The organism is Stutzerimonas sp. LR2, assembly GCF_055755175.1.
Genome location: NZ_JBVTRR010000001.1, coordinates 1,197,789 through 1,222,143 on the forward strand (window position 1 = coordinate 1,197,789; position 24,355 = coordinate 1,222,143).

A 24,355-nucleotide genomic window follows, 5' to 3' on the forward strand; every position below is an offset into this window, starting at 1 on the left:
TGGCTCAATAATCCACCCGCACCGGCTGACCGATGGTCTGCGGCAGATCCGGCGGTAGGAAGTCGGTGTCCGGGTTGTAATCGGGTTTCAGGTAGGCCGCCAGCTGCTGCAGGTCGTCCGGGTTCAGCGTGCCGGCCGCCTGCTTCAGGCGCAGGTTGTCGAGAATGTAGTCGTAGCGGGCGTTGTTGTAGTCGCGTACCGCGGCATACAGGCGCCGCTGGGTGTCGAGCACATCGACGATGTTGCGGGTGCCGACCTGATAGCCGATCTCCGTGGCTTCTAGCGCACTCTGGTTGGAGATGATCGACTGCCGGCGGGCCTGGACCTGTTCGATATCGGTGTTCACCGCGCGGTGCAGGTTGCGTGTGGCTTCCACCACCTGGCGGCGCAGGCTTTCGCGCTGCTGCTCGCTCTGGCTGAGCTGGTAATAGGCCTCGCGGCTCTGCGAGGTGGTCAGCCCGCCGCTGTAGAGCGGGATGTTCAGCTGCAGGCCGATGCTGCGCTGCTCGACGTCGCCGGTATAGCGCGGCATGTCGAAGCCCGGGATGCTCTGGGTGTTGCTGAAGCCGAGCGCGTCGTTGTCGCCCTTGCGGTACGAGGCCACGGCGTCGAGTGTTGGCGCATGGCCGGAGCGGCGCTGGCGCAGGGTTTCCTCGGCGGCGGTCACGGCGTAATTGACCGCCAGCAGGTTGAGGTTCTGCCGCGTCGCCGTATCCACCCACGCCTTAGCCTCGTTTGGCACCGGCGCCAGCACCGGCAGGGTATGGCGGATGCCTTCCAGCGCCACGTACTCGCGGTTGGTCAGGGTGAACAACGCCTGGAAGGCGTCCTCGACCTGGCGTTGGGCGATGGAGCGATTGGCGCGCGCGGTGTCGAAGCCGGCCTGGGCTTCGAGCACATCGGTCTTGTCGGAAAGGCCCACCTCGAAGCGTTCGTTGGCCTGGTCGAGCTGGCGCTTGAACGCGGCTTCCTCGGCCTTCACCGCCGCCAGGTTGTCCTGCGCGCGCAACACGGCGAAGTAGGCCTGGGCGCTCTGCAGGATCAGGTCCTGCTCGGCGATGGAGTATTCGATTGCGGCCTGCTCGCTCACGGCTTCCGCAGCCTTGAGCTGGAACCAGCGGTCGGCACGGAAGATCGGCTGGCTCAGCGTCGCCTGATAGGCGGTGCCACTGCGTGATAGCGACGTGGAGCCCATGCTGGTGTCGACGTCCGTTTCGGTGTCGCTCAGCTCGGCGCCGGCGCTGAGGTTGGGCAGCAGGCCGGCGCGTGCCTGTGGCACCACTTCCTGGCGTGCGCGGAACTGCGCCCGGGCCGCCGCCAGGTCGGCGTTGTTGTTGACGGCTTGCTGGTAGACGCTGACCAGATCGGTCTTGCTGGCGAGGGGGACGGTCTCTTGCGCCCAGGCTCCTCCGGCAGTGAGGGTGGCCACGGCGAGAGCCAGGGGGAGTCTGCGCAGCATGTTGGGTCCATCCTGAATAGAGCTGATGGGCAAGGCTAAGCGGCAGCTGTCAGGGGGTCAAGGCGCGCGTGCGCCGTGGTGTGAGGCGGCGATGGCGGTCCGGGCAAATGACCGAACGGTCGACTAGTTTCGCCATTGCCATGGTGTTCGCCCAAGGTCTTGATTAGACTCGACGGCGTTCTTGTCGGGGTGCCTTGAAGCGAAGGCTGAGATCGGAAAGTTCCGGATCCCGTTGAACCTGATCAGGTTAAGGCCTGCGTAGGGAACAAGATGTCCTCGTCTCGAACGTGACGAGTCTCTCCACCGCAGTTGCGGTGCCCGACGCCCTTGATCCGCCGTGTTGCTCAGGTTCGCTCCGACATTTCCCAGGAGAAGCCGATGAGCGTGCAAAGCAACAAGAATCTGAGTGAGTCCGCCCAGGTCGACCAGCAGTCCATTCAACCCTTCCCGCGTTCGCAAAAGATCTATGTACAGGGTTCGCGCCCGGACATCCGCGTACCCATGCGCGAGATCAGCCTGGACGTGACGCCCACCGACTTCGGTGGCGAGATCAACGCCCCGGTTACCGTCTACGACACTTCCGGCCCCTACACCGACCCGAACGTCACCATCGACGTGCGCAAGGGCCTGGCCGACGTGCGCAGTGCCTGGATCGAGGACCGCGGCGACACCGAGAAGCTGCCGGGCCTGACCTCCGAATTCGGCCAGCGTCGCCTCAACGATGCCGAACTTTCCGCCATGCGCTTCGCCCATGTGCGCAACCCGCGCCGGGCCAAGGCCGGGCACAACGTCAGCCAGATGCACTATGCAAAGAAGGGCATCATCACGCCGGAGATGGAGTACGTCGCCATCCGCGAGAACATGAAGCTCGCCGAGGCGCGTGAAGCCGGCCTGCTGGTCGAGCAGCATGCCGGGCAGAGCTTCGGCGCGGCCATTCCCAAGGAAATCACCCCCGAATTCGTCCGCTCGGAAGTCGCGCGCGGCCGCGCCATCATCCCGGCGAACATCAACCACACCGAGCTGGAGCCGATGATCATCGGCCGCAACTTCCTGGTGAAGATCAACGGCAACATCGGTAACTCGGCGCTGGGCTCCTCCATCGAGGAAGAAGTGGCCAAGCTGACCTGGGGCATCCGCTGGGGTTCGGACACCGTGATGGACCTGTCCACCGGCAAGCACATCCACGAGACGCGCGAGTGGATCATCCGCAACTCGCCGGTGCCGATCGGCACCGTGCCGATCTACCAAGCGCTGGAAAAGGTCAACGGCGTTGCCGAAGACCTGACCTGGGAGCTGTTCCGCGACACCCTGATCGAACAGGCTGAGCAGGGCGTGGACTACTTCACCATCCATGCCGGCGTCTTGCTGCGCTATGTGCCGCTGACTGCCAAGCGCGTGACCGGCATCGTCAGCCGCGGCGGCTCGATCATGGCCAAGTGGTGCCTGGCGCATCACCAGGAGAATTTCCTCTACACCCACTTCGAGGAAATCTGCGAAATCATGAAGGCCTACGACGTCAGCTTCTCGCTGGGCGACGGCCTGCGTCCGGGCTCGATCGCCGATGCCAACGATGCCGCGCAGTTCGGCGAACTGGAAACCCTCGGCGAACTGACCAAGATCGCCTGGAAGCACGACGTCCAGACCATGATCGAAGGCCCGGGCCATGTGCCGATGCACATGATCAAGGAGAACATGGACAAGCAGCTCGAATGCTGCGACGAGGCGCCGTTCTACACCCTCGGCCCGCTGACCACCGACATTGCCCCGGGCTACGACCACATCACCAGCGGCATCGGGGCGGCGATGATCGGCTGGTTCGGTTGCGCCATGCTCTGCTACGTCACGCCGAAGGAGCACCTCGGTCTGCCGAACAAGGATGACGTGAAGACCGGCATCATCACCTACAAGATCGCCGCGCACGCTGCTGATCTTGCCAAGGGGCATCCGGGCGCGCAGATCCGCGACAACGCGCTGTCCAAGGCGCGCTTCGAGTTCCGCTGGGAGGATCAGTTCAACCTCGGCCTCGACCCGGACACCGCGCGTGCCTTCCACGACGAGACGCTGCCGAAGGATTCGGCGAAGGTGGCGCACTTCTGCTCCATGTGCGGGCCGAAGTTCTGCTCGATGAAGATTACCCAGGAAGTGCGCGAGTATGCTGCCGAGCACGGCCTGACCGACGAGCAGAAGGCCATCGAGGCGGGTTTCGCCGAGCAGTCCTCGCGGTTCAAGGACGAAGGCTCGGTCATCTACAAGCAGGTGTGACCGGCGAGCTGTGATCGACCGCCTGAGCCAAAGCGGGCCGGCAGATGCCGGCCCGCTTCGTATCCTCAGAGATATTCGGCTTTCAGAATGCCCTTGAGCTGTTCAAAGGGAATGAGCAGCTCCGGGTGGCCGCTGGAGTACGGCGCGATGCTGTAGACGTCGTACTTGAGCAGCACCTGATCTTTCAGTAACGCGATATGCGGGGTCTGCTGGAAGGGCCAGAATTCCACGAACTCGGCGTCCTGATCGTGTTCGTTCTCCACCAGCCAACGCTGGTGCGCCTGGCGTGCGACGCGCCAGAAGTTACCTTCCTGTCCCGGAATCAGCAGGTCCTCCAGGCGCAGCTCGCGGTTCAGCTCGCGATCGTAGTTGATGAAGCCACGCCCGGGCATGCCGTGGGCCCCGCCGACATACAGGTAGCTGGAAAACTCGACCACCAGGATGTCGCCGTGCTGCTCGCGCAGCTTGGCCTGCAGGTAGCTGCTCCAGCCCGGCTCGGCGGTGCTCAGAAAGCGCTGCTGGTAATCCTGTAGCGACGCGGGCAGGCGGTCATCCGGGCCGTTGATGGTCATCCGCCGCAGCCGTGCGTCGATCAGGCGGTTGAGTTCAGGTTCGTCGGCAAAGGTCAGAGTATCGACGTTCACCAGTGGGCAGCTGTCGCCCTCACAGCCCTGAGGACGATGCTCGGTGACCGTCTGGTCGACCTTCACAGGAGGTTCCGAGACAAAGTGCTGACAGCCGTTCAGCAGCACGAAAAGGCTGCCCATAATGAGGAGATTGCGGATGGGTGCGGTTGGATACATGGTTGGTCCAGGCATGGCAGTGCGCTTTCGATCGTTGCTCGCTCGTGAAGTTCGTGCGCACGCGGCAGATGCGTATGCTTCGGTTACGGTGGTCTGCAAAGGGCTGCGCCAGAGACGATGGCGCGCTAGGATGATCGCGAAGCCGCTCACGATGTGACGGTTGCAGTCATTCGCCGCCGGCCCAGGCGCGGATCAAACCGATATTGAGTGTGCCCATGAGCGAGACCTTCAAACCCGGTCCGGATGATGTCCAGATCCTTCGTCGAGAGCAATGCTTCAGCGGTTTCTATCGGCTGGAGCGCGTTCACCTGCGCCACCGTCAGTTCAGTGGTGCCATGGGGGACGAGCTGAGCCGCGAACTGTTCGTGCGCCACGATGCCGTATGCGTGCTGCCCTACGATCCGCAGCGCGATCGCGTGGTGCTGATCGAGCAGTTTCGCGTCGGGGCGCTGGGCAAGGTCGACAACCCCTGGCTGATCGAACTGGTCGCCGGGCTGATCGACAAGGACGAGTCACCGGATGAAGTCGCCCGTCGCGAAGCGGTGGAAGAGGCCGGGCTGGAGCTGGCCGATTTGTGGCCGGTCACACGCTATTTCCCTTCGCCGGGGGGCAGCGACGAGCGCGTACACCTCTATATAGGCCGCTGCGACAGCGAAGGGGCCGACGGTGTGTTCGGGCTGGCCGAAGAGGGCGAGGACATCCGGGTGCATGTCTGGTCGCTGGAAGAGGCACTGGGCGCTGTTTCCGACGGTCGAATCGACAATGCGGCCAGCATCATTGCACTGCAGTGGCTGGCCTTGAATCGCGAGCAGGTGCGGGGGGAGTGGGTATGAGGAAGACGCGCGAGCGATACCGAGTCGATCTGCTCGAACTGCAGGCGGCCTGCGAAGCCAACTACCTGCGACTGATGCGTTTGTTGCCGGGCATGCGTAGCGGTTGCGAGGCGCGGCGCATCGCGATCAGCCAGGGTGACCTGTTGCTCGGCGTCTTGGTGCTCGAGGTACTGGAGAGCTGCCCCTATACCACCACCGTGCGGGTGAGCCAGGAGCATTGCCTGAGCTGGTTGCCGGTGCCGAAGATGGAAGTGCGCGTCTACCACGACGCGCGCATGGCCGAAGTGGTTCGTGCCGAAAACGCGCGGCGCTTTCGTGGCATTTACCACTACCCCAACGCGCAGATGCACCAGCCTGATGAGAAGAACCAGCTCAATCTCTTTCTCGGCGAGTGGTTGGGACACTGCCTGGCCTGCGGCCACGAACTCGAACCGGTGCTCTAACGCCGTTCCCTCTGCGCTTTTCTGGGCTGGGCTTGCGTGACCTGCTTCAGGTGCGCGATGTGGTTCTGTGACCCATGCCCACTTCCCAAGGTTTACCCCCCCGTCGGGCTCCTACCATAATTCCGTTGCGATTTAGCTCAAGGAGAAGGGCCTTGCCTGGTGCGCCCGTGACTGCTGTTGAAGATTCGGTTCTGCTGGTGCAGCTTACCGACAGCCATCTGTTTGCCGAAGCGGACGGCAAGCTGCTGGGCCTGAACACCGGCGATAGCCTGGCGCGCGTCGTCGAGCTGGCCGTTGCCGAGCAGCCGCGCATCGACCTGATCCTGGCCACCGGTGACCTTTCGCAGGACGGCTCGGTGGCGTCCTATCAGCGTTTCCGTCAGCTGGCGGAGCGTATCGAGGCCCCCGCGCGCTGGTGCCCCGGCAATCATGACGAACTCGGTGCCATGCGTGAGGCTGCCCGTGGTAGTGCGCTGATGGAGCCGGTGCTGGAAATCGGCGGCTGGCGTGTGGTGATGCTCGATACCCTGGTTGCCGGTTCGGTATTCGGCATGCTGCGCGGCGACCAGCTCGAGTTGCTTGAGCGGGCGCTGAGCGAGGCGCCGGATCATCACCATCTGGTCTGCCTGCACCACCATCCGGTGTCCATCGGCAGCCGCTGGATGGATCGCATCGGTCTGCGCAACCCCGAGGCGCTGTTCGAGGTGCTGGACCGCCACGACAACGTGCGTGCGCTGCTCTGGGGCCACATCCATCAGGCGTTCGATCAGTCGCGCAATGGGGTTCGGCTGCTGGCCACGCCGTCGACGGGCGTGCAGTTCACGCCGCAGAGCGAAGACTTCCAGGTCGATAGCGCGGCACCCGGTTATCGCTGGTTGCGCCTGTACGCCGATGGGCGGCTGGAGACCGATGTGTCGCGCGTCAGCGGCATCGACTTCGAGATCGACTACAGCGTTAAAGGCTACTGATCGCGGTTGGCGACTGCCGACACCTGTGGCGCGAGCGAGGCGTGACGCCTGGGCGGGTCGCTTGCAGAGCGCAGCATGGGCCTAGTAGCCTTGCGGTTTTTTCAAGAACTGTATCCATGTCCAGTTATCCGCCTTCGATCCTCTATATCCACGGGCTCAACAGCTCCCCGCTCTCGCAGAAGGCGAGCCAGCTGTCGTCGGCGCTGGAGCGACTCGGCCAGGCCGAGCGTCTGCGGGTTCCCGCCCTGCATCACCACCCGCGTCAGGCCATTGGGCAACTCGAGACCTGTCTGGCCGAGCTTGGGCGACCGTTGCTGGTCGGCAGCTCGCTTGGCGGCTACTATGCGACGCACCTTGCCGAGCGCCATGGCCTGAAGGCCCTGCTGATCAATCCGGCGGTGATGCCACACCGCCGTTTCGACGGCTATCTCGGACCACAGACCAACCTGTACAGCGGCGAGGTCTGGGAGCTTACCGAGGATCACGTGACCGCGCTGGCGGAGCTGGAAACGGCGCCACCCGAAGATGCCGAACGCTATCAGGTGTGGCTGCAGACCGGCGACGAAACGCTCGACTACCGTGACGCGGCGCAGTTCTACCGGGGCTGCGCACTGCGCATCCAGGCCGGCGGCGACCACGGCTTCCAGGGCTTCGCCGAGCGCCTGCCGGCGCTGCTGGCGTTCGCCGGCTTCGAGCCGCAGGCCTGGCTGGGAAAACTCTGAGCCGGGATAGAGGTGCGGGCCCAGGCGACCCGAACGGGTTCGCCAGGAGAACTGCAGCGGTGGAGCCCGGCCGGTGCGCTGGTTTTTTGCAGCCCGTAGCGGGCTGATTGTTCAGAACATAAGGACCGTACCCGACAGATGTCTTATACCGCAGAAGCCATCGAGGTTCTTTCCGGCCTCGATCCGGTGCGCAAGCGCCCGGGCATGTACACCGACACCTCGCGGCCCAATCACCTGGCCCAAGAAGTCATCGACAACAGTGTCGACGAAGCCCTCGCCGGGCATGCCCGCTCGGTCCAGGTGATCCTGCACCAAGACAACTCGCTGGAAGTGATCGACGACGGCCGCGGCATGCCGGTGGACATTCACCCCGAGGAAGGGGTGCCGGGTGTCGAGCTGATCCTCACCAAGCTGCACGCGGGCGGCAAGTTTTCCAACAAGAACTACCAGTTTTCCGGTGGTCTGCACGGGGTCGGCATCTCCGTGGTCAACGCGCTGTCGACCCGTGTCGAGGTGACCGTCAAGCGCGATGGCAGCGAGTACCGCATGAGCTTCGCCGACGGCTTCAAGGCCAGTGATCTGGAAGTGATCGGCAGCGTCGGCAAGCGCAACACCGGCACCAGCGTGCGCTTCTGGGCCGATCCCAAGTATTTCGACTCGCCGAAGTTTTCCATCAGCCGGCTCAAGCACGTGCTCAAGGCCAAGGCCGTGCTCTGCCCAGGGTTGAGCGTCAGCTTCGAGGACAAGAGCACCGGCGAGAAGGTCGAGTGGCACTACGAGGACGGCCTGCGCTCCTACCTGGTGGACTCGGTCAGTGAGTACCAGCGCCTGCCCGACGAGCCTTTCGTCGGCGCCCTGGCGGGCAATACCGAGGCGGTGGACTGGGCGTTGCTCTGGTTGCCGGAGGGCGGCGAGAGCGTTCAGGAAAGCTACGTCAACCTGATTCCCACGGCTCAGGGCGGCACCCATGTCAATGGCTTGCGCCAGGGCCTGCTGGACGCCATGCGCGAATTCTGCGAGTTCCGCAACCTCCTGCCGCGCGGGCTCAAGCTGGCCCCGGAAGACATCTGGGAGCGCATCGCTTTCGTCCTCTCGATGAAGATGCAGGAGCCGCAGTTCTCGGGGCAGACCAAGGAGCGCCTGTCGTCACGCGAGGCGGCGGCGTTCGTCTCGGGCGTGGTCAAGGATGCCTTCAGCCTCTGGCTCAATGCCCACCCGGAGCTGGGCATGCAACTGGCAGAGCTGGCAATCAGCAATGCCGGGCGTCGACTGAAGGCCGGCAAGAAGGTCGAGCGCAAGAAGATCACTCAAGGGCCGGCGCTGCCGGGCAAGCTGGCCGACTGCGCCGGGCAGGACCCGATGCGCGCCGAGCTGTTCCTGGTCGAAGGCGACTCGGCCGGCGGCTCCGCCAAGCAGGCGCGGGACAAGGAGTTTCAGGCGATCATGCCGCTGCGTGGCAAGATCCTGAACACCTGGGAGGTCGACGGCGGCGAGGTGCTCGCCAGCCAGGAAGTACATGACATCGCCGTGGCCATCGGCGTCGATCCGGGCGCCACCGATCTGGCCCAGCTGCGCTACGGCAAGATCTGCATCCTCGCCGACGCCGACTCCGACGGCCTGCATATCGCCACCCTGCTGTGCGCCCTGTTCGTCCAGCATTTCCGCCCGCTGGTGGAGGCGGGTCATGTCTACGTAGCCATGCCGCCGCTGTACCGCATCGACCTGGGCAAGGACATCTTCTATGCGCTGGATGAGGCCGAGCGTGACGGCATCCTCGAGCGGCTGGTGGCCGAGAAGCGCCGCGGCAAGCCGCAGGTGACGCGCTTCAAGGGTCTCGGCGAAATGAACCCGCCACAGCTGCGCGAGACCACCATGGACCCCAACACCCGCCGGCTGGTGCAGCTGACCCTGGATGATTTCGAGGGCACCCGCGAAGTCATGGATATGCTGCTGGCCAAGAAGCGCGCTGGCGACCGCAAGAGCTGGCTCGAGTCCAAGGGCAACCTGGCGGAGGTGCTGGTTTGATCCGCCGTGGGCTGGCGCTGCTGAGCCTGGTTTCGGCACCGCTCTGGGCCAACGAACCGGCGCCCGAGCTGAAGCTGTTGAGCGAGCATCCCGTGCAGGGCATGAGCGGCGGCAATCTGTCCGGAATGGCCTGGTGCGGAGATGCGCTGTGGGCGGTATCCGACCGCGAAGACGACGTACTGTACCGGCTCGATACCAGCGTCTCGCCCTGGCAGGCCGAACCGGAGCGCTTCGAAGCCGGCCCGCCGCCCAATAGTGGTTTGCCCTGGGGCATGCGCATGCGCGCCTGGCTCAGTGGCCATGTGCGCGGCGGCCACCTCGATTTCGAAGGGCTGAGCTGCGATGCGCTGGGCAATCGCTACGTCGTCAGCGAGGCGCATGCCGCCGTGCTGCGGGTGAGCCCGGCCGGCACGGCGGAATGGCTGCGCCTGCCCGAGTCCCTGGTTCGTCAGGCACGGGCCAGTGGCATGCTCTGGCATTTCAACGCGCTGTTCGAGGGCATTGCGGTCGACCCGAAAGCCGAACGCATGTGGCTGGCCGCCGAGCGCGAACGCCGCGGGCTGCTGGTGATGCACCGCAAGCAGCGCAGCTGGCAGTGCACCGGCGGTTGTGTGCTGATGGCGCAGGGCGGGCATCAGCAGCCGCCCGCGGCGCTCGGCGATACGCCGCTGCCGCGCAGCTTCTCGGCCCTGGCCTATTTCAACGACAAGCTGTTCGTGCTGGAACCCTCTGCATATCGGGTCTGCCGGCGCAGCCCGGCGAACGGGACGGTCGAACGCTGCTGGTCGTTCGCCGCCGAGGCGCTGACCGAGGAGCGCCGCTACCGCGAGCCGTTCGGTAATGCCGAGGCGCTGTGGATCGACGCCGAAGGGGCCTGGATCGGCGTCGACAACAACGGCAAGGCGCGCGGCGACGGCGAGAAGCGACCCATCGTCTGGCGTTTCGCCGCACCGGGCGGTGGCTGGATGGCGCGGCCGTGAGCCAGACGGCCGGGCGTCGTGCCGGGCGGGTGATGCTGGTGCTCGCCTGGGGCGTTGGGCTGTATCTGGCGACGCGCTTCTTCGCTGCCTGGGAGGAAAATCGCCTCAACCCGAACCGCCAGCCGGTATCCCAGCTGCAGGGCGAGCAGATCGAGGTGCAGCTGGCTGGCAACGTCCAGGGGCATTTCGTCGCCAGCGGCAAGATCAATGGCGAAACGGTCACCTTTCTGCTCGACACCGGCGCCACGGACGTCGCCGTGCCGGCCGAGCTGGCCGAGCGGCTGGGACTGTCCCGCGGTGCGCCGGTGATGCTGCACACCGCCAATGGCCAGACCACCGGCTATCGCACCGTGTTGAACAGCCTCAGCCTGGGCGACATCGTGCTGCGCGACGTGCGCGCCATCGTCGCCCCCGGCTTTCGCAGCGAACAGGTTCTGCTCGGCATGAGCGCCCTGAAACAACTTGAATTCACCCAGCGCGCCGGCACCCTGGTGCTGCGCCAGCATGTAACGGATCGACCATGAGCGAATCCCTCGACCTGAGCCTGGACGGCGTGGAGCGGCGCTCCCTCGCCGACTTCACCGAGCAGGCCTACCTCAACTATTCCATGTACGTGATCATGGATCGCGCGCTGCCGCATATCGGCGACGGCCTCAAGCCCGTGCAGCGGCGCATCGTCTATGCCATGAGCGAACTCGGCCTGAACGCCGACGCCAAGCACAAGAAGTCCGCGCGTACCGTCGGTGACGTGCTCGGCAAGTTCCACCCGCACGGCGACAGCGCCTGCTACGAGGCAATGGTGCTGATGGCACAGCCGTTCAGCTACCGCTACACGCTGGTCGACGGTCAGGGCAACTGGGGTGCTCCGGACGATCCCAAATCCTTCGCCGCCATGCGCTACACCGAGGCGCGCCTGTCACGCTATTCCGAGGTGCTGCTGTCCGAACTGGGGCAGGGCACGGTGGACTGGGTGCCGAACTTCGACGGCACCCTGGACGAACCGGCGACCCTGCCGGCGCGGCTGCCCAACCTGCTGCTCAACGGCACCACCGGCATCGCCGTGGGCATGGCCACCGACGTGCCGCCGCACAACCTGCGTGAAGTCGCCGCCGCCTGCGTGCGTCTGCTCGACGAGCCGAGTGCCAGCGTCGAGCAGCTCTGCGAGCATGTGCAGGGGCCGGATTTCCCGACCGAGGCCGAGATCGTCACGCCGCGTGCGGACCTGCTGAAGATCTACGAAACCGGCCGTGGTTCGGTGCGCATGCGTGCCGTCTACCGGGTCGAGGACGGCGATATCGTGGTCACCGCGTTGCCGCACCAGGTGTCCGGTTCCAAGGTGCTCGAGCAGATCGCCGGGCAGATGCAGGCCAAGAAGCTGCCGATGGTGGCCGACCTGCGTGACGAGTCGGACCATGAGAACCCCTGCCGCATCGTCATCATCCCGCGCTCCAACCGGGTCGATGTCGAGGCGCTGATGCAGCACCTGTTCGCGACCACCGACCTGGAATCCAGCTACCGGGTCAACGCCAATGTCATCGGCCTCGACGGCCGGCCGCAGGTGAAGAACCTGCGCACCCTGCTCAGCGAGTGGCTGACCTACCGCATCGGTACCGTGCGCCGTCGTCTGCAGTTCCGCCTGGACAAGGTGGAAAAGCGCCTGCACCTGTTGGAAGGCCTTTTGGTGGCGTTCCTCAACCTCGACGAGGTGATCCACATCATCCGGACCGAGGATCAGCCCAAGCCGGTGCTGATGGCGCGTTTCGAATTGTCCGAACTTCAGGCTGACTACATCCTCGACACCCGCCTGCGTCAGCTGGCGCGTCTGGAAGAGATGAAGATCCGCGGCGAGCAGGACGAGCTGGCCAAGGAGCGCGAGCGGCTGCTGGCACTGCTCGGCAGCGAAGCCAAGCTGAAGAAGCTGGTGCGCAAGGAACTGCTGGAAGACGCCGAAACCTATGGCGATGACCGCCGCTCGCCGATTGTCGAGCGCGCCGAGGCCCGAGCCCTGACGGAGAACGAGCTGCTGCCGTCCGAGCCGGTTACCGTGGTGATTTCCGAGAAGGGATGGGCGCGCTGCGCCAAGGGTCACGACATCGATGCTGGCGGGCTTTCCTACAAGGCCGGCGACAACTTCAAGGCGGCGGCGGCGGGCCGCTCGAACCAGTATGCGGTGTTCATCGACTCCACCGGCCGCAGCTACTCACTGGCAGCCCACACGTTGCCATCGGCACGTGGCCAGGGCGAGCCGCTCACCGGCCGGCTGACTCCGCCGCCAGGCGCCAGCTTCGAATGCGTGCTGCTGCCCGACGATGATGCGCTCTATGTGATCGCCTCGGATGCCGGCTATGGTTTTGTCGTCAAGGGCGAGGACCTTCAGGCCAAGAACAAGGCTGGCAAGGCGCTGCTCTCCCTGCCGGCCGGCGCTCGCGTCGTCGCACCACGACCATTGGCCAGCCGCGAGGACGACTGGCTTGCCGCGGTCACCACCGAAGGCCGCCTGCTGGTCTTCCCGGTGCGCGATCTGCCGCAGCTGGGCAAGGGCAAGGGCAACAAGATCATCGGCATTCCCGGGGAGCGGGTGGCCAGTCGCGAGGAGTATCTGGTCGATCTCGCCGTGCTGCCGGCTGGCGCCACCCTGGTTCTGCAGGCAGGCAAGCGCACGCTGTCGCTCAAGGCCGAGGATCTCGAGCACTACAAGGGCGAACGTGGCAGGCGCGGCAACAAGCTGCCGCGAGGCTTCCAGCGCGTCGAAGGCCTGCTGGTAGAAGTGTGACAATGTGCATTGGCGCTGGAATCGACGGCCAGATTCACGGAAGATAGCGGCCTTTCCAGCCTGCGGCGTTTTGCCCGGTGCCTAGTTGCGCGTCGACGACATGCTGTCCGACGCGACATGGGCACGAGGCGACGGCGGCCGAGAGGGTCGCCAGTGGCCTGAACTGTGGTGTTATGACGGTAATGAAGAACTTGCTGCGTGTTCCGACTGTGTTGTTGCTGGCCAGCATCGGCCTGACCGGCTGTGTCGGTCTGCAGCCGGCACCCATGTATCGCCTGGACAGCGGTACCACCGAGGTGCCGGAGCGGATCGATGGCGCGGCCGTGCTGCTGGCGCCGGTTACCCTTGCCGATTATCTGCAGCGCGATGCGCTGCTGCAGCGTCTGGCCGACGGCAGCCTGGCTGCCGATGACCAGCAGGCCCGCTGGGCGGGCAGCCTCAAGGCCGATATCGAGCAGCTCATGCTGCGCCAGTTGGCCTGGCGCCTGGATACGCAAAGCCTGGTGCTCGGTCCCGCCGACGAAGGCTTCGCGCCGGAGGTACAGATCGAGCTATCCATCACCCGCCTCGATTCCGGGCCTGCGTACCCGGCGGTACTCGAGGCGCAGTGGCGTCTGCGCGACAAGGCCGGCAAGCATCTGGGCAGCCGTCTGGTGCGCCTGCAGGAAGAGCACCTCGGCACCACCGCCGATCAGGTGCGCGCGCAGAGCGCCCTGCTGCAGCGCCTGAGCGAGATGGTGGCCGGGGCGGTCGAGCCCGCGCTGGTCGCCAAGACGCCGCCCAAGCCGGCGCCGGCCAAGCCACAGGTGAGCAAGTCGGCCGAACCGCCGGCACCGCGCATTCCGGCGGCCGAGCCGATCCGAACCGACCTGGAAGTCTTCCGCTTCTGACACCGCTGAGTGGTGAAGTACGACTGAAAAAGCCCGACTGGTGATCCTGGTCGGGCTTTTCTTTTTGCGGGTGGAAGGGGCCGGCGAGATGCGCTGCCGCCTTCGCCAATCGTTAGCCCGCCTTGCAGACAGCGGGGGCTCGCCCGCGAACGCGTCAGTAGGTGCGGCTGCGCAGCTCGTGCATCCGGGCCAGCTGGCGTTCCAGCAAAGAAGGGTAGGGGTCCAGCAGGCGCTCGACGCAGCAGGCACCTTCGGGGCTGGCGATCGGGCGGATGCGGGCGCGTTGCTGGATCAGCCGGTCTTCGCTGATGCTGCTTTCGACCAGCAACAGGTTGCGGCTGTGCAGCGACATGTCCAGTGCCGCCTGTGCCGGCTCGCTGAGCAAGAGATCGCCCTGGCTCAGGTCGAACAGGCCATCACCCTGGGTCAGGCCCAGTTGCAGCTGCAGCGTGATGCCGCTGTCGGCGACGTCGATCTGCAGTGCATGAGCCAGCGCACGCATCAGCTCGCCACAGCAGATCGCATGGGTCAGGTAGTTCTGCTCGTCGTCCTGGCTGTGGAACAGCATCAGGCTGCTGCCGTCGTTGAGCGTGTGCAGCTCGGCCTGGTAGAGCGTGGCGGCCTGTTGCAGGCAATCGCGGTAGCGCTGCAGCAGCTCGGTCAGGCGAGGCCGCGGCAGGCGGCGCAGCTGGTCCTGGGCGCCGAGCTGGATGGCCAGCACGGCACTACGGGTCGAACGCGGAACGCTAGGCTGCGGCGCGCTGCTGGCTGGCGCCGGGCTATCGAATGGCGGTTCGTCGTCGGCGATCTCCAGTTCGTCGTCGTCGAAGTTGGCCGACAGTCGTGCCGGGCGCTGCGGCTCGTCATCGTCCAGATCGATGTCGAAGCGTTCGGGGCGAGACTGCGTGCGCTGCGGGATGGCGCGATCGTCATCCTGCTCGAAATAATCGTCATCGAGCGCATCGCTGAGGTCGAGTTCCGGCTCGGGCTTTTCCGGCACCAGCCGTGCCTGCAACTGGCGCGCAAGGTCACCGATCTCGTCCTGGCGCCCGGCACCCGGCGCAGGATCGTCCGGATCGCGCAGCCAGAGGCGCATCTGCATCAACGGTGTCGCCAGTTGGCGGCCGAGGCGCAGACTCAGCATCAGCGTCAGGGCCAGCAGGATCAGGCTGAGCAGGCCCATGCTCTGCAGGCTGATGGTCATCGGCTGCTGGAACTGCTGCATGTCGAGGCTGACGCGCAGGTGGCCGGCGATTACCTCCTGGAAGCTGATCGGGGTCGAATAAAGGCCGCTGTCATCGCCGAGCAGACCCTTCTGCGGGCGCGTGCCGGACTCCGCCAGCACGCGGTTGTCGACGCTGTAGATCGCCGCGTGGGCGACCAGCGGATTCTTCACCAGATTGCTCAGCAGCACGTTCAGGCTGAGGATGTCGTTGGCCACCAGCAGATCGGTGGCCGAGGCGGCAGTCTGCGTGACCAGGCTCTGGCCGAGGGCATCGGCCTGCTGCGCCATGGCGTGCTTGAACTGCATGCCGATCACCCAGGCGTAGATGATCAGCGCCAACGCCACTAACAGCAGCGTATGGGCGGCGATGCGCAACACCAGCGGCACGCGGTGCTGGCGCACGGCGCGATAGAGCATGAGGAAGAAGTTGTCTGGCTTTACGGATGCGGGCCGGTTCACAGAGCGCGGCTCTTCTCGTCGGGAAATTGCCGAGCAGTATACGGATAGCGCGGGGGGCGCTAAAGGTCTGCAACGGTAAGCTGACGAATTGCGCCGCCGGCGCTGCGCGTGCGGAGGCGGTGGCGGCTGTCCAGCCCCCTTGCCAGCTGATGTAGAATGCCCGCCTTCATTGCCTGCCATGGGAGCTGCGCCTTGCGCGAAATCGTCCTGATCAATATCACCGGTGAAGATCGCCCGGGCCTGACCGCGGCCATTACCGGCGTGCTCGCCCAGGGTGGCGTGAACATTCTCGACATCGGCCAGGCGGTGATCCACGACACGCTGTCGTTCGGCATCCTGATCGAGATTCCGGATAACGAGCGCGCTTCGTCGGTCCTCAAGGACGTGCTCTTCATGGGCTACAAGCACGACCAGCAGGTGCGCTTCACGCCGGTTTCCGAGGCTGACTACCAGCACTGGGTCGCGGGGCAAGGCAAGGCCCGGCACATCGTCACGCTGCTGACGCGCAAGGTCACCGCCGAGCAGCTGCAGCGGGTCAGCTCGATCACCGCCAAGTACGGGCTCAACATCGACCACATCGATCGGCTGTCCGGGCGTATGCCGCTGGACATGCCCGAAGAGCGGGGCAAGGGCTGCATCGAGCTCTCTGTGCGCGGCGAGCCGGCCGACACGGCCGCACTGCGTGCCGAGTTCCTCAGCGTGGCGCAGGAGCTGAACGTCGATATCGCCTTCCAGCGCGATTCGGTCTACCGGCGCAACCGTCGCCTGGCCGTGTTCGACATGGACTCCACGCTGATCGAGGCCGAGGTCATCGACGAGCTGGCCAAGGCCGCTGGCGTTGGCGAACAGGTGTCGGAGATCACCGAGCGCGCGATGCGCGGCGAGCTGGATTTCCGCGCCAGCTTCAAGGAGCGCCTGGCGCTGCTCGAGGGGCTGTCGGAAAACGTGCTGGCCGACATCGGCGCCAGCCTGCGCCTGACCGAGGGTGCCGAGGTGCTGTTCGCCGAGCTCAAGCGCCTGGGCTACAAGACGGCGATCCTCTCCGGCGGCTTCAGCTATTTCGCCAAGCAGCTGCAGGCCAAGTTGGGCATCGACTACGTATTCGCCAACGAGCTGCAGATCGAAAACGGCAAGGTCACCGGCGTGGCGGTCGAGCCTATCGTCGATGCCCAGCGCAAGGCCGATCTGCTGCGCCAACTGGCCGAGCAGGAAGGACTGTGCCTGGAGCAGACCATCGCCGTGGGTGATGGAGCCAACGACCTGCCGATGCTCGGCCTCGCCGGGCTCGGCGTCGCCTTCCGTGCCAAGCCGCTGGTCAAGCAGTCGGCCAAGCAGGCCATCTCCACCCTGGGCCTGGACGGCATCCTCTATCTGCTGGGCTTCCGCGACCGCGAGGGTTCGGAGTGATGCGCACCGGCCGGGCGGCGAACGGCGCGCCCGGCCAGCACAAGGTCGTCAGGGCTTGATCGCCACCTTCAGCACGCCGTCGCGCTGATTGGCGAACAGGTCATAGGCGGCACCGATGTCGTCCAGCGCGTAGTGATGGGTGACCAGCGGGGCGAGATCGACGCGGCCGGACGCCACCACGTTGAGCAGTCGGCGCATGCGTTCCTTGCCGCCGGGGCAGAGCGAGGTGACGATCTTGTTGTCGCCCAGGCCGGCATGGAAGGCGCCCAGCGGAATGCTCAGGTCGCTGGAGTAGACGCCCAGACTGGACAGGGTTCCGCCCGGCTTGAGCACCCGCAGCGCACTTTCGAAGGTCGATTGCAGACCCAGCGCCTCGATCGAGGCGTCGACGCCGCGGCCGCCGGTCAGTTTCAGCACTTCCTCCACCACATCCACATTGCGGAAGTTGAGCGTCACATCCGCACCCATCTTGCGCGCGATATCCAGCCGCGCATCCACGCCGTCCACCGCGATGATGGTGCCAGCGCCGTGCAGCCGGGCGCCGGCGGTGGCGCACAGCCCGATCGGGCCCTGGGCGAAGATCACCACGATATCGCCGATCTTGATATTGGCCGCCTCGGCGCCAGCGAAACCGGTGGACATGATGTCCGGACACATCAGCACCTGCTCGTCGGTCAGCGCGTCCGGCACCGGCGCCAAGTTGGCCTGGGCATCGGGCACCAGCACGTATTCGGCCTGAGTGCCGTCGATGGTATTGCCGAATCGCCAGCCGCCCATGGGCTTGTAGCCATGGCAGGAGCAGCCGCCATCCTGAGCGGGCAGGCCGTCCTGGCAGGCGTAGGAGGTGAAGCTGGGGCAGATGGCGCCGGCGATCACCCGCTGGCCTTCCTGGTAGCCCCTCACGTTGCTGCCCAGCTTTTCGATGATGCCCACCGGTTCGTGACCGATGGTCAGGCCGGGAGCGACCGGGTATTCACCCTTGAGAATGTGGACGTCGGTGCCGCAGATGGTGGTCGTGGTGATGCGCAGCAGCGCATCGTTGGGACCAATCTCGGGGATGGGCTTGTCCTGCAGTTCGATGCGGCCCGGCTCGACGAACACGGCGGCTTTCATCATGGCCATGGTGCGACTCCTCCTGGAAGTGAAGACGTCCGGACACTCTAGCCCAGCGTGGAAGCCGGCGGATGACCGCGATCAAGTCAGGGCGAGTTGGCGCAGGAGGCAGTCTTCGGGCTGGCGGGGCCAGCCCGGAGGTCATTCTTCGTCGGAGGAGAAGTCGTAGTCCATCGACTGGCTCGGGCCCTGCAGGTAGTGGCCCTGGATATAGCTGACGCCGGCCTGCCAGAGGGTGGCAAGTACCGTGGCGCTTTCGACGAAGGGCACGATGCTCTGCTTCTGCTGCTCATGCAGCTCGGCCAGCAGTGCCTTCAGGGCTTCCTGGTTCTCCTGGCGGGTGAGGTCCTGGGTGTAGGAGCCGTCGACCTTGATGAACTCGGCGTCCAGATGCTTGAGCGTGTTGAACGGGTTGAGCACGCAGCCGAACTGGGACAGCGCGATGCGACAGCCGAGCCCGGCCAACCCCTGCGCCAGCGCCTTGGCCGGCTTCAGGTAGGCCACGGCGTCGGCTTCGCCCAATTCGAAGGCCAGCGAATCGCCCGGCAGGCGCGACGCCTTGAGCACGACGCCCAGCCAGGCCAGCAGGCTGGCGTCCTGGATGCTGGCAGCCGACAGGTGCAGGAACAGCCGTGTGCGATGGCCCTTGGCGCGGTGTTCGGCCAGCAGCTTGATGGAGTTGAGGATGACCCAGCGATCGATCTTGGTGGCCAGGCCCGCCTCGCTGGCGACGCTGAGGAACTCGCTGGGCGGTACCTCTACGCCTTGCGGGTCGAGCAGGCGCAGCAGCACTTCGTAGTGTTCGAAACTGTCGCCACGCAGGCTGATGATCGGCTGGAACAGCAGGCGGAAGCTGTTGTTCTCCAGGGCCTGCTTGAGCATGGCGATGATGTCGCCGCGGTTGGCGGCGGCGGCCAGCTCGTCGGCCGGGTTGTAGATTTTCAGCGCATTGCCGTCGCTCAGGTCATCGGCGCAGCGGTGCGCGCGCTCGATGGCGTCCTGCGCCTTGGCGGTCTTTTCGTCGAGGCCGGCGACACCGATGCTGAGGGTGGTCTGCACCGTGCGGCCGCCGACGTCTAGCAGATGGCCTTCGACTTTGCTCAGCAGCTTGCGCAGTTCGGGTTCGGCCTGCTGCGGAGTGAGACCGGGCTGCAGCACGGTGAACACGTCGTCGGCGAAGCGTGCCAGCTGGCTGTCGCCGGAAAAGTGTCCGCGCAGCAGGGTGGCCAGCTGACTGAGCAGCTCATCCGAGTCGGCCAGGCCGATGTCCGCCTGCAGCGCGGCGAAGCGGTCGACGCGAACATAGGCCAGGCTGGCGCTCTGTCCGGCGTTCACGGCGCGCTCGACGGCGGCATCCATCACTTCGAGGAAGCTGTTGCGGTTGAGCAGGCCGGTCACGGGGTCCTGACTGCTGATTTCGCGCAGCTTCTGCAGTTCGGCGCTGTCGTTCTCGGCACGGATCACGACCTGGATGCAGGGCTCGCCGTCGTAGGCCGCCGGCGAGAAGATCATCCGTGTCTTTAGCGTGTCGCCGTCGGCGCGCACACCACCGCAGGCAAGCTCGGCGGCGCCTTCGAGGGTCTGGTAGTTCTTCAGGAACGTCTTGAAGCGACTCTGGTCGGTGCCGGCGATCAGGTCGATCATCGGCATGCCTTCCAGATCCTCCACGTCGTCGTAGCCGAACAGCTCGAGGTAGGCGCGGTTGGCGTAGATGTGCATGCCATCGTGCACATAGGCGATGGCATCCACCGAGCTGTCGAGCAGCAACTGGCAGCGCTTTTCGGCCTCGCGCAGCGCCACTTCCGCCGAGCGTCGTGCGCGACGCTCTTCCAGGTTGGCCAGCTCGCGGTTGGCCACCAGCAGGAGCCACTCATCCTCGCCCTGCGGCAGCGCATCCTGGGCGCCGAGCATCAATGCTTCGGTGATCGCTTCGGCATCGTTGCCGGCAGTCAGCTGGATGATCGGGATGTCCTTGGCCTGCCGGCGAATGGCGCCGATCGCCTCGCTGGGGTCGAGGTTCTCGCTTTGCGGTGCATTGATCAGCAGGTCCCAGGTCTGCGTCAGAGCTTCGGCCAGGTCGTCGCTGGACGTCAGTCGATGCACCCGGGTCGCCTGTCCGGCATTGCGGAAAAGGCTGACCAGACGCTCGGCCTCGTTCTGCGAGTCTTCGAGAATCAGCAGGCGGATGGTTTTCTTTTGCAGGGCCATGGCAACAGCTTAAGTGCGCGCCGGTGCGGCGCGGGCAGGCAAGAATGCGAGAGTCGGCAATCTACAGCGACTTCCAGAGTGAGTCAAAATCTTCATCCCCGCCCGCCGTGTGGGTTTTCCAGCCTGTGACAGGTGTCTCTCGCTCCGGCGCCACCTGCCCGAGCGAGCGATATTCGAACTGGTTGTAGTTGCCGGTGCCGGTGCGCCGCCGATTGAGCACGGCGCGCTGTTCCTCGCCCTCACGCTTGATCAGGACCTTGTGGCCTTCCTGGAAGGGCAGGCGCGGTGCGATCAGCATGGCCGGTTGGGAAATCGCACCGATCTCCGGCAGCAGCAAGGCGCGCAGGTATTCGCTGCCCTGGTCATCCTTGCGCAGCAGGCGCAACCCGCACGGCTGGGCCTGGGGCGCGATCAGCTCGACCCCCATCTGCGTGCTACCGCCGCGCACCTGGCGTATCCAGCGCACCACGGCGATGCTCCAGCTCTGCGAGCTGCCCTCGCGCAGCCCCAGCAGCTCGCCGGTCTGCAGCTGGCCGGGCACTTCGCCTTCCCATGCCAGGCAGTAGCCGCCGGGGCTGTGGTCGACCAGCTGCACCTGATACAGGGGATGGTTTTCCGTCTCGCTCGGCCGCCTGGGTTGAGCGCTGGCGGGCGCGGCGGTTTTGACGGCGGCGGCTGTGCGCGTCAGGTTCGGGCTGACGAATTCGATATGGTCATGGGTCGGCAGCAGCTCGACGGTACTGCTCTGCGCGTCGAAGGCATTCGCCCAGACATCCGCCGCGCCGTTATGCAGCTTGAACACCGCACGGTTGGAGGTGCCTTGCAGCTCCAGGACTTCGTTGAACGGGCGTTGGCCGGCCAGTTGATAGTGCAGCGCGGTCATGCCGATGCACAGGGTCAGGCTGCCTTGGGCAGGGATGCGCTGAAAGGTGCGTTCGGAAATTGCGCCCCAGGCGGAGCAGAGGTGCCGCAGCAGGTCATCGTCCAGCCCCGCCGCCGCGGGCAGGCGGGTCAGCTGGCGATTGTCCGGCGCCAGACGAAGATGCTCCTCGATGACTTCCACCAGTGGCTGGGTGCTGATACCGAGCAGGTTCTGCTGCTCCCGCTCGGGAAACAGCGAGCGGTAGCGCGGTGGCCCATCGACCAGCGGGGAAAACAGGAACAGGCTGCCGGCGGCACCGACCGCCTGGATCTGCGCCATGCCGCTCCAGGCCTCCAGCGCGGCGGCGAGCTTGACGATACTCTGCTGACGCATCTGATTGCAGCGCGCACAGCCGAGCAGCAGGGATGCCAGATAGCTTTGTTCCGCGCTCAACCCCTTGGCATGACGGGCCAGCGGGTCGCGGATGAGCAGGCGCTCGGTGCCCTGTTCCACTGCCAGTTGGTAGAGCTGGTGCAGCTCCAGCCATAGCCCGGGTGCCGCTGGCCCGTAAAGCTGGGTCGAGCGGATCAGCAGTGCGCCAAGGCAGTGGATGGCCCGCTGCAGCGCGATGGACAGCAGCTGGTGACGCTCGCGATCGGGTTGCGAGACCACACGTATCACGATCAGCTTGTAGCCCACCGCCAAGTGGTTCTGCAGCGCCTGGCACAGCCCGGCGACCTTGCGCGGGCGCTCGCTGAGCACAATCGGCTGGTTGACGAAGTGTTTTTCCAGCTGGTTGCAGACGAAGTCGACATCCGGACGCAGCAGCTCGAGCAACTGCAGGCGGGTGTCGGAGGCGATGCGCAGTTGATTGAGCTCGATCAGCGCTTGATAGAGCTGGCGCGCGGTCTCGCCGATGTTGGCTTTCGGCAGGCCGGCGAGCCAGCCGGTCACACCGCGAACGCTGGCGTCACAGAAGGACAGGGTCTGCCGAGTCGGTGCGGGTGCGCGCAACAGCAGATGATGGCTCTGTCTATCCAAAACGGGCGGACTCCGCGGCGGCTCAGGGCATGGGTAATGTGAACTCTATCAATATCTGCCGGCATGGGCAGGACTAAATGATGGCTCGATGATATTACCCGACATTCGGCAGCCGAGGGCTACCGAAATGTCGCGCCCCGCCTTTTACTGAAGCTCGATGGCCTCGCTCGCGGCTGCGGTGATCGCCGCCTGGCCCAGCGACTCGCCCATGCACACCGGGCTCAGCGGGCCGAGCTGTTCGGCCCAGCGCACGCGGTCCGGCCCGAACAGCAGGATAACGGTGGAGCCCAGTTTGAAACGGCCCATCTCCGCGCCCTTTTCCAGGTGGATAGGCGCGCGAGCCGCTTCGTCGTAGCGGAAGGTCTTCAGGCTGCGCTTGGGCGGGGTCACCAGCCCGGCCCAGACGGTCTCGATGCTGGCAACGATCATCGCGCCCACCAGAACCATCGCCATGGGGCCGTGCTCGGTGTCGAACAGGCAGACGACCCGCTCGTTGCGCGCGAACAGCTCCGGCACGCCCTGCGCCGTGACGGTGTTGACCGAGAAGATCCGGCCCGGCACATAGACCATCTCCCGCAGCGTGCCGCTGACCGGCATATGCACGCGGTGGTAGTCCTTGGGCGATAGGTACACCGTGGCGAAGGCGCCGCCCATGAACGGTGCTGCACGCTCATGATCGCCGCCGAGCAGCTCCATGGCGCTGAAACTGTGGCCCTTGGCCTGGAAGATGCGGCCCTGCTCGATCTTGCCGAGCTGGCTGATGGCGCCGTCGCAGGGGTTGAGGATCGCGCCGGGCGTGCTGTCCAGCGGACGGGCGCCGTCCTTCAGGGCGCGGGTGAAGAAGGCGTTGAAATGTTCGTAGGCCGTCGGTTCCTCGATCTGCGCCTCGCGCATGTCGACCTGAAAATGCCGGACGAACCACTTGATGAACGTGTTCTTCACCCAGGGCAGGCGGCATTCGGCCAGGCAGCCGGCCAGGCGGGAAATCAGGTGATGCGGCAGCACATACTGGCTGATGACGAACAGGCGGTCTTTCATGTGTGTCCTTTTCATTGCTGCACCGGGGTGTCAGGCAGGTTGCCCCATTCGGCCCAGGAACCGGCATAGCCCTTGACGCGGGGATAGCCCAGCGCCTTGGCCAGCAGGTAGGTGAAGCCGGAGCGGTGGTGAGTCTGGCAGTGGGTGACGATTTCCTTGTCCGGAACGATGCCCAGTGCCAGCAGGCGCTCGGCGATGTCTTCGCGGATGCGCAACGCGCGGGCGGGGTCCATGGCGGCGGTCCACTCGAAATTGACCGCCCCGGGGATATGGCCTCCGCGGGCGGCGAAGAGCTTCTCGCCGCGGTATTCGGCCGGCGAGCGGGCGTCCCAGATCACCAGGTCGTTGGCGCCGAGGCGGCTCTCGATGTAGTGGCGGGTGGCGGTCGGGGCGTCGTCCACGACCAGGTGTGGTGTACCGGTCGCCGCTTCGGGTATCTCCCGGCTCAGCGGACGGGCTTCGTCCAGCCAGGCATGCAGCCCGCCGTTGAGATAGTGGTAGTGCCGGTGGCCGATCACGTCGAGCAACCAGATGAAGCGTCCGGCCCAGCCGCCGCCTTCGTCGTCGTACACCACGTACACCGCATCGGGGCGATGGCCCAGCGCGCCGAACACCCGTTCCAGCTGCGCCTGTTCGGGCAGCAGGCCTGGTGCGGGCGGTCGGCCCAGTTGGGTCTGTTTGGGATCGACGAAGCGGGCGCCCGGCAGGTGGCCTTCGGCATAGCGGGCGGCACTGGTCAGATCGACCAGGATCAGCTCGGGCGCATCGAGGCGGGTGGCCAGATCGGCGGGCTCGATCACCAGTGGCAGATTGGAAAAGGCGGACACGGCAGGCCTCGACTAGT

19 protein-coding genes and 1 riboswitch are annotated in these 24,355 nt (G+C 65.5%); of the genes, 11 read left to right on the forward strand and 8 right to left on the reverse strand.

The annotated features are described in order from the left end of the window. Positions 1-4: 4 nt before the first annotated feature. Positions 5-1,459, reverse strand: a complete 1,455-nt coding sequence (locus ACVRRC_RS05500; RefSeq protein WP_045633175.1) for a TolC family outer membrane protein — start codon at positions 1,457-1,459, stop codon at positions 5-7. Positions 1,460-1,634: 175 nt separating this feature from the next. Next, a riboswitch (TPP riboswitch) is annotated at positions 1,635-1,741 on the forward strand. Positions 1,742-1,837: 96 nt separating this feature from the next. Between ACVRRC_RS05500 and thiC the strand changes: the two genes are divergently transcribed. Beyond that, positions 1,838-3,721, forward strand: coding sequence for a phosphomethylpyrimidine synthase ThiC (gene thiC / locus ACVRRC_RS05505; RefSeq protein ID WP_472996720.1), 1,884 nt, complete (start codon positions 1,838-1,840; stop codon positions 3,719-3,721). A 65-nt stretch (positions 3,722-3,786) separates the two neighbouring features. On the opposite strand, the gene ACVRRC_RS05510 is transcribed toward thiC, so the two are convergent. Next, on the reverse strand, positions 3,787-4,524 hold the full coding sequence (locus ACVRRC_RS05510; protein WP_472996721.1) for an RsiV family protein: 738 nt from the start codon (positions 4,522-4,524) through the stop codon (positions 3,787-3,789). Positions 4,525-4,739: 215 nt separating this feature from the next. Here ACVRRC_RS05510 and ACVRRC_RS05515 point away from each other — a divergent pair, with 215 nt between their 5' ends. The 9 genes from ACVRRC_RS05515 (at position 4,740) to ACVRRC_RS05555 (ending at position 14,158) form a co-directional block, all read left to right on the forward strand. Next, positions 4,740-5,357, forward strand: a complete 618-nt coding sequence (locus ACVRRC_RS05515; protein WP_017246554.1) for an NUDIX domain-containing protein — start codon at positions 4,740-4,742, stop codon at positions 5,355-5,357. Then, entirely contained in the window at positions 5,354-5,800 is a 447-nt protein-coding gene (locus tag ACVRRC_RS05520) for a DUF1249 domain-containing protein (RefSeq protein ID WP_011914821.1), read from the forward strand. The genes ACVRRC_RS05515 and ACVRRC_RS05520 overlap by 4 nt, the downstream gene beginning before the upstream one ends. A 152-nt stretch (positions 5,801-5,952) precedes the next feature. After that, positions 5,953-6,768 carry a 3',5'-cyclic-AMP phosphodiesterase gene (cpdA, locus tag ACVRRC_RS05525; protein ID WP_019405421.1) on the forward strand — a complete coding sequence of 272 codons (816 nt, stop codon included), beginning with the start codon at positions 5,953-5,955 and terminating at the stop codon, positions 6,766-6,768. 116 nt (positions 6,769-6,884) lie between these two features. Next, the gene (locus ACVRRC_RS05530) at positions 6,885-7,490 is read left to right on the forward strand and encodes a YqiA/YcfP family alpha/beta fold hydrolase (protein WP_017246552.1); all 606 of its coding nucleotides are present in this window, start codon (positions 6,885-6,887) and stop codon (positions 7,488-7,490) included. A 138-nt stretch (positions 7,491-7,628) separates the two neighbouring features. After that, positions 7,629-9,515 (forward strand): DNA topoisomerase IV subunit B, encoded by a 1,887-nt coding sequence (parE, locus tag ACVRRC_RS05535; RefSeq protein WP_045633170.1) that lies wholly within the window; start codon positions 7,629-7,631, stop codon positions 9,513-9,515. Beyond that, entirely contained in the window at positions 9,512-10,495 is a 984-nt protein-coding gene (locus ACVRRC_RS05540; protein WP_472996722.1) for an esterase-like activity of phytase family protein, read from the forward strand. Before parE ends, ACVRRC_RS05540 begins: the two co-directional genes overlap by 4 nt. Next, positions 10,492-11,019 carry a retropepsin-like aspartic protease family protein gene (locus tag ACVRRC_RS05545; protein WP_472996723.1) on the forward strand — a complete coding sequence of 176 codons (528 nt, stop codon included), beginning with the start codon at positions 10,492-10,494 and terminating at the stop codon, positions 11,017-11,019. Before ACVRRC_RS05540 ends, ACVRRC_RS05545 begins: the two co-directional genes overlap by 4 nt. After that, positions 11,016-13,268, forward strand: a complete 2,253-nt coding sequence (gene parC / locus ACVRRC_RS05550; RefSeq protein ID WP_472996724.1) for a DNA topoisomerase IV subunit A — start codon at positions 11,016-11,018, stop codon at positions 13,266-13,268. The genes ACVRRC_RS05545 and parC overlap by 4 nt, the downstream gene beginning before the upstream one ends. 182 nt (positions 13,269-13,450) lie before the next feature. After that, positions 13,451-14,158 (forward strand): PqiC family protein, encoded by a 708-nt coding sequence (locus ACVRRC_RS05555; protein WP_017246547.1) that lies wholly within the window; start codon positions 13,451-13,453, stop codon positions 14,156-14,158. A 154-nt stretch (positions 14,159-14,312) separates the two neighbouring features. Here ACVRRC_RS05555 and ACVRRC_RS05560 read toward each other — a convergent pair whose 3' ends face one another. Beyond that, positions 14,313-15,842, reverse strand: a complete 1,530-nt coding sequence (locus ACVRRC_RS05560) for an AhpA/YtjB family protein (protein ID WP_043942271.1) — start codon at positions 15,840-15,842, stop codon at positions 14,313-14,315. Between the two features lie 192 nt (positions 15,843-16,034). On the opposite strand from ACVRRC_RS05560, the gene serB reads away from it, so the two are divergent. Further along, complete coding sequence (serB, locus tag ACVRRC_RS05565) at positions 16,035-17,249, forward strand: phosphoserine phosphatase SerB (RefSeq protein WP_026006670.1); 1,215 nt, start codon at positions 16,035-16,037, stop codon at positions 17,247-17,249. Between the two features lie 48 nt (positions 17,250-17,297). Here the strand turns inward: serB and ACVRRC_RS05570 are convergent, their stop codons facing one another. From ACVRRC_RS05570 to ACVRRC_RS05590, 5 genes are all read right to left on the reverse strand, one after another. After that, positions 17,298-18,371, reverse strand: a complete 1,074-nt coding sequence (locus ACVRRC_RS05570) for an NAD(P)-dependent alcohol dehydrogenase (RefSeq protein ID WP_472996725.1) — start codon at positions 18,369-18,371, stop codon at positions 17,298-17,300. Between the two features lie 132 nt (positions 18,372-18,503). Further along, positions 18,504-20,570, reverse strand: coding sequence for a GGDEF/EAL domain-containing response regulator (locus ACVRRC_RS05575; RefSeq protein ID WP_014597845.1), 2,067 nt, complete (start codon positions 20,568-20,570; stop codon positions 18,504-18,506). A 61-nt stretch (positions 20,571-20,631) separates the two neighbouring features. Then, positions 20,632-22,473, reverse strand: coding sequence for a hypothetical protein (locus ACVRRC_RS05580; protein WP_011914809.1), 1,842 nt, complete (start codon positions 22,471-22,473; stop codon positions 20,632-20,634). Positions 22,474-22,617: 144 nt separating this feature from the next. Continuing rightward, complete coding sequence (asd, locus tag ACVRRC_RS05585) at positions 22,618-23,511, reverse strand: archaetidylserine decarboxylase (protein WP_011914808.1); 894 nt, start codon at positions 23,509-23,511, stop codon at positions 22,618-22,620. A gap of 11 nt (positions 23,512-23,522) precedes the next feature. Beyond that, a complete protein-coding gene (locus tag ACVRRC_RS05590; RefSeq protein ID WP_472996726.1) occupies positions 23,523-24,338 on the reverse strand; it encodes a rhodanese-like domain-containing protein in 816 nt (271 codons plus the stop codon). Positions 24,339-24,355: the final 17 nt, after the last annotated feature.

Coding starts and splice junctions, on each gene's coding strand:
- thiC (WP_472996720.1), top strand. CDS start 1,838: ATGAGCGTGCAAAGCAACAAGAATCTGAGTGAGTCCGCCCAGGTCGAC.
- ACVRRC_RS05570 (WP_472996725.1), bottom strand. CDS start 18,371: ATGGCCATGATGAAAGCCGCCGTGTTCGTCGAGCCGGGCCGCATCGAA.
- ACVRRC_RS05515 (WP_017246554.1), top strand. CDS start 4,740: ATGAGCGAGACCTTCAAACCCGGTCCGGATGATGTCCAGATCCTTCGT.
- ACVRRC_RS05575 (WP_014597845.1), bottom strand. CDS start 20,570: ATGGCCCTGCAAAAGAAAACCATCCGCCTGCTGATTCTCGAAGACTCG.
- asd (WP_011914808.1), bottom strand. CDS start 23,511: ATGAAAGACCGCCTGTTCGTCATCAGCCAGTATGTGCTGCCGCATCAC.
- ACVRRC_RS05500 (WP_045633175.1), bottom strand. CDS start 1,459: ATGCTGCGCAGACTCCCCCTGGCTCTCGCCGTGGCCACCCTCACTGCC.
- ACVRRC_RS05520 (WP_011914821.1), top strand. CDS start 5,354: ATGAGGAAGACGCGCGAGCGATACCGAGTCGATCTGCTCGAACTGCAG.
- ACVRRC_RS05510 (WP_472996721.1), bottom strand. CDS start 4,524: ATGTATCCAACCGCACCCATCCGCAATCTCCTCATTATGGGCAGCCTT.
- parE (WP_045633170.1), top strand. CDS start 7,629: ATGTCTTATACCGCAGAAGCCATCGAGGTTCTTTCCGGCCTCGATCCG.
- parC (WP_472996724.1), top strand. CDS start 11,016: ATGAGCGAATCCCTCGACCTGAGCCTGGACGGCGTGGAGCGGCGCTCC.
- ACVRRC_RS05530 (WP_017246552.1), top strand. CDS start 6,885: ATGTCCAGTTATCCGCCTTCGATCCTCTATATCCACGGGCTCAACAGC.
- ACVRRC_RS05555 (WP_017246547.1), top strand. CDS start 13,451: ATGAAGAACTTGCTGCGTGTTCCGACTGTGTTGTTGCTGGCCAGCATC.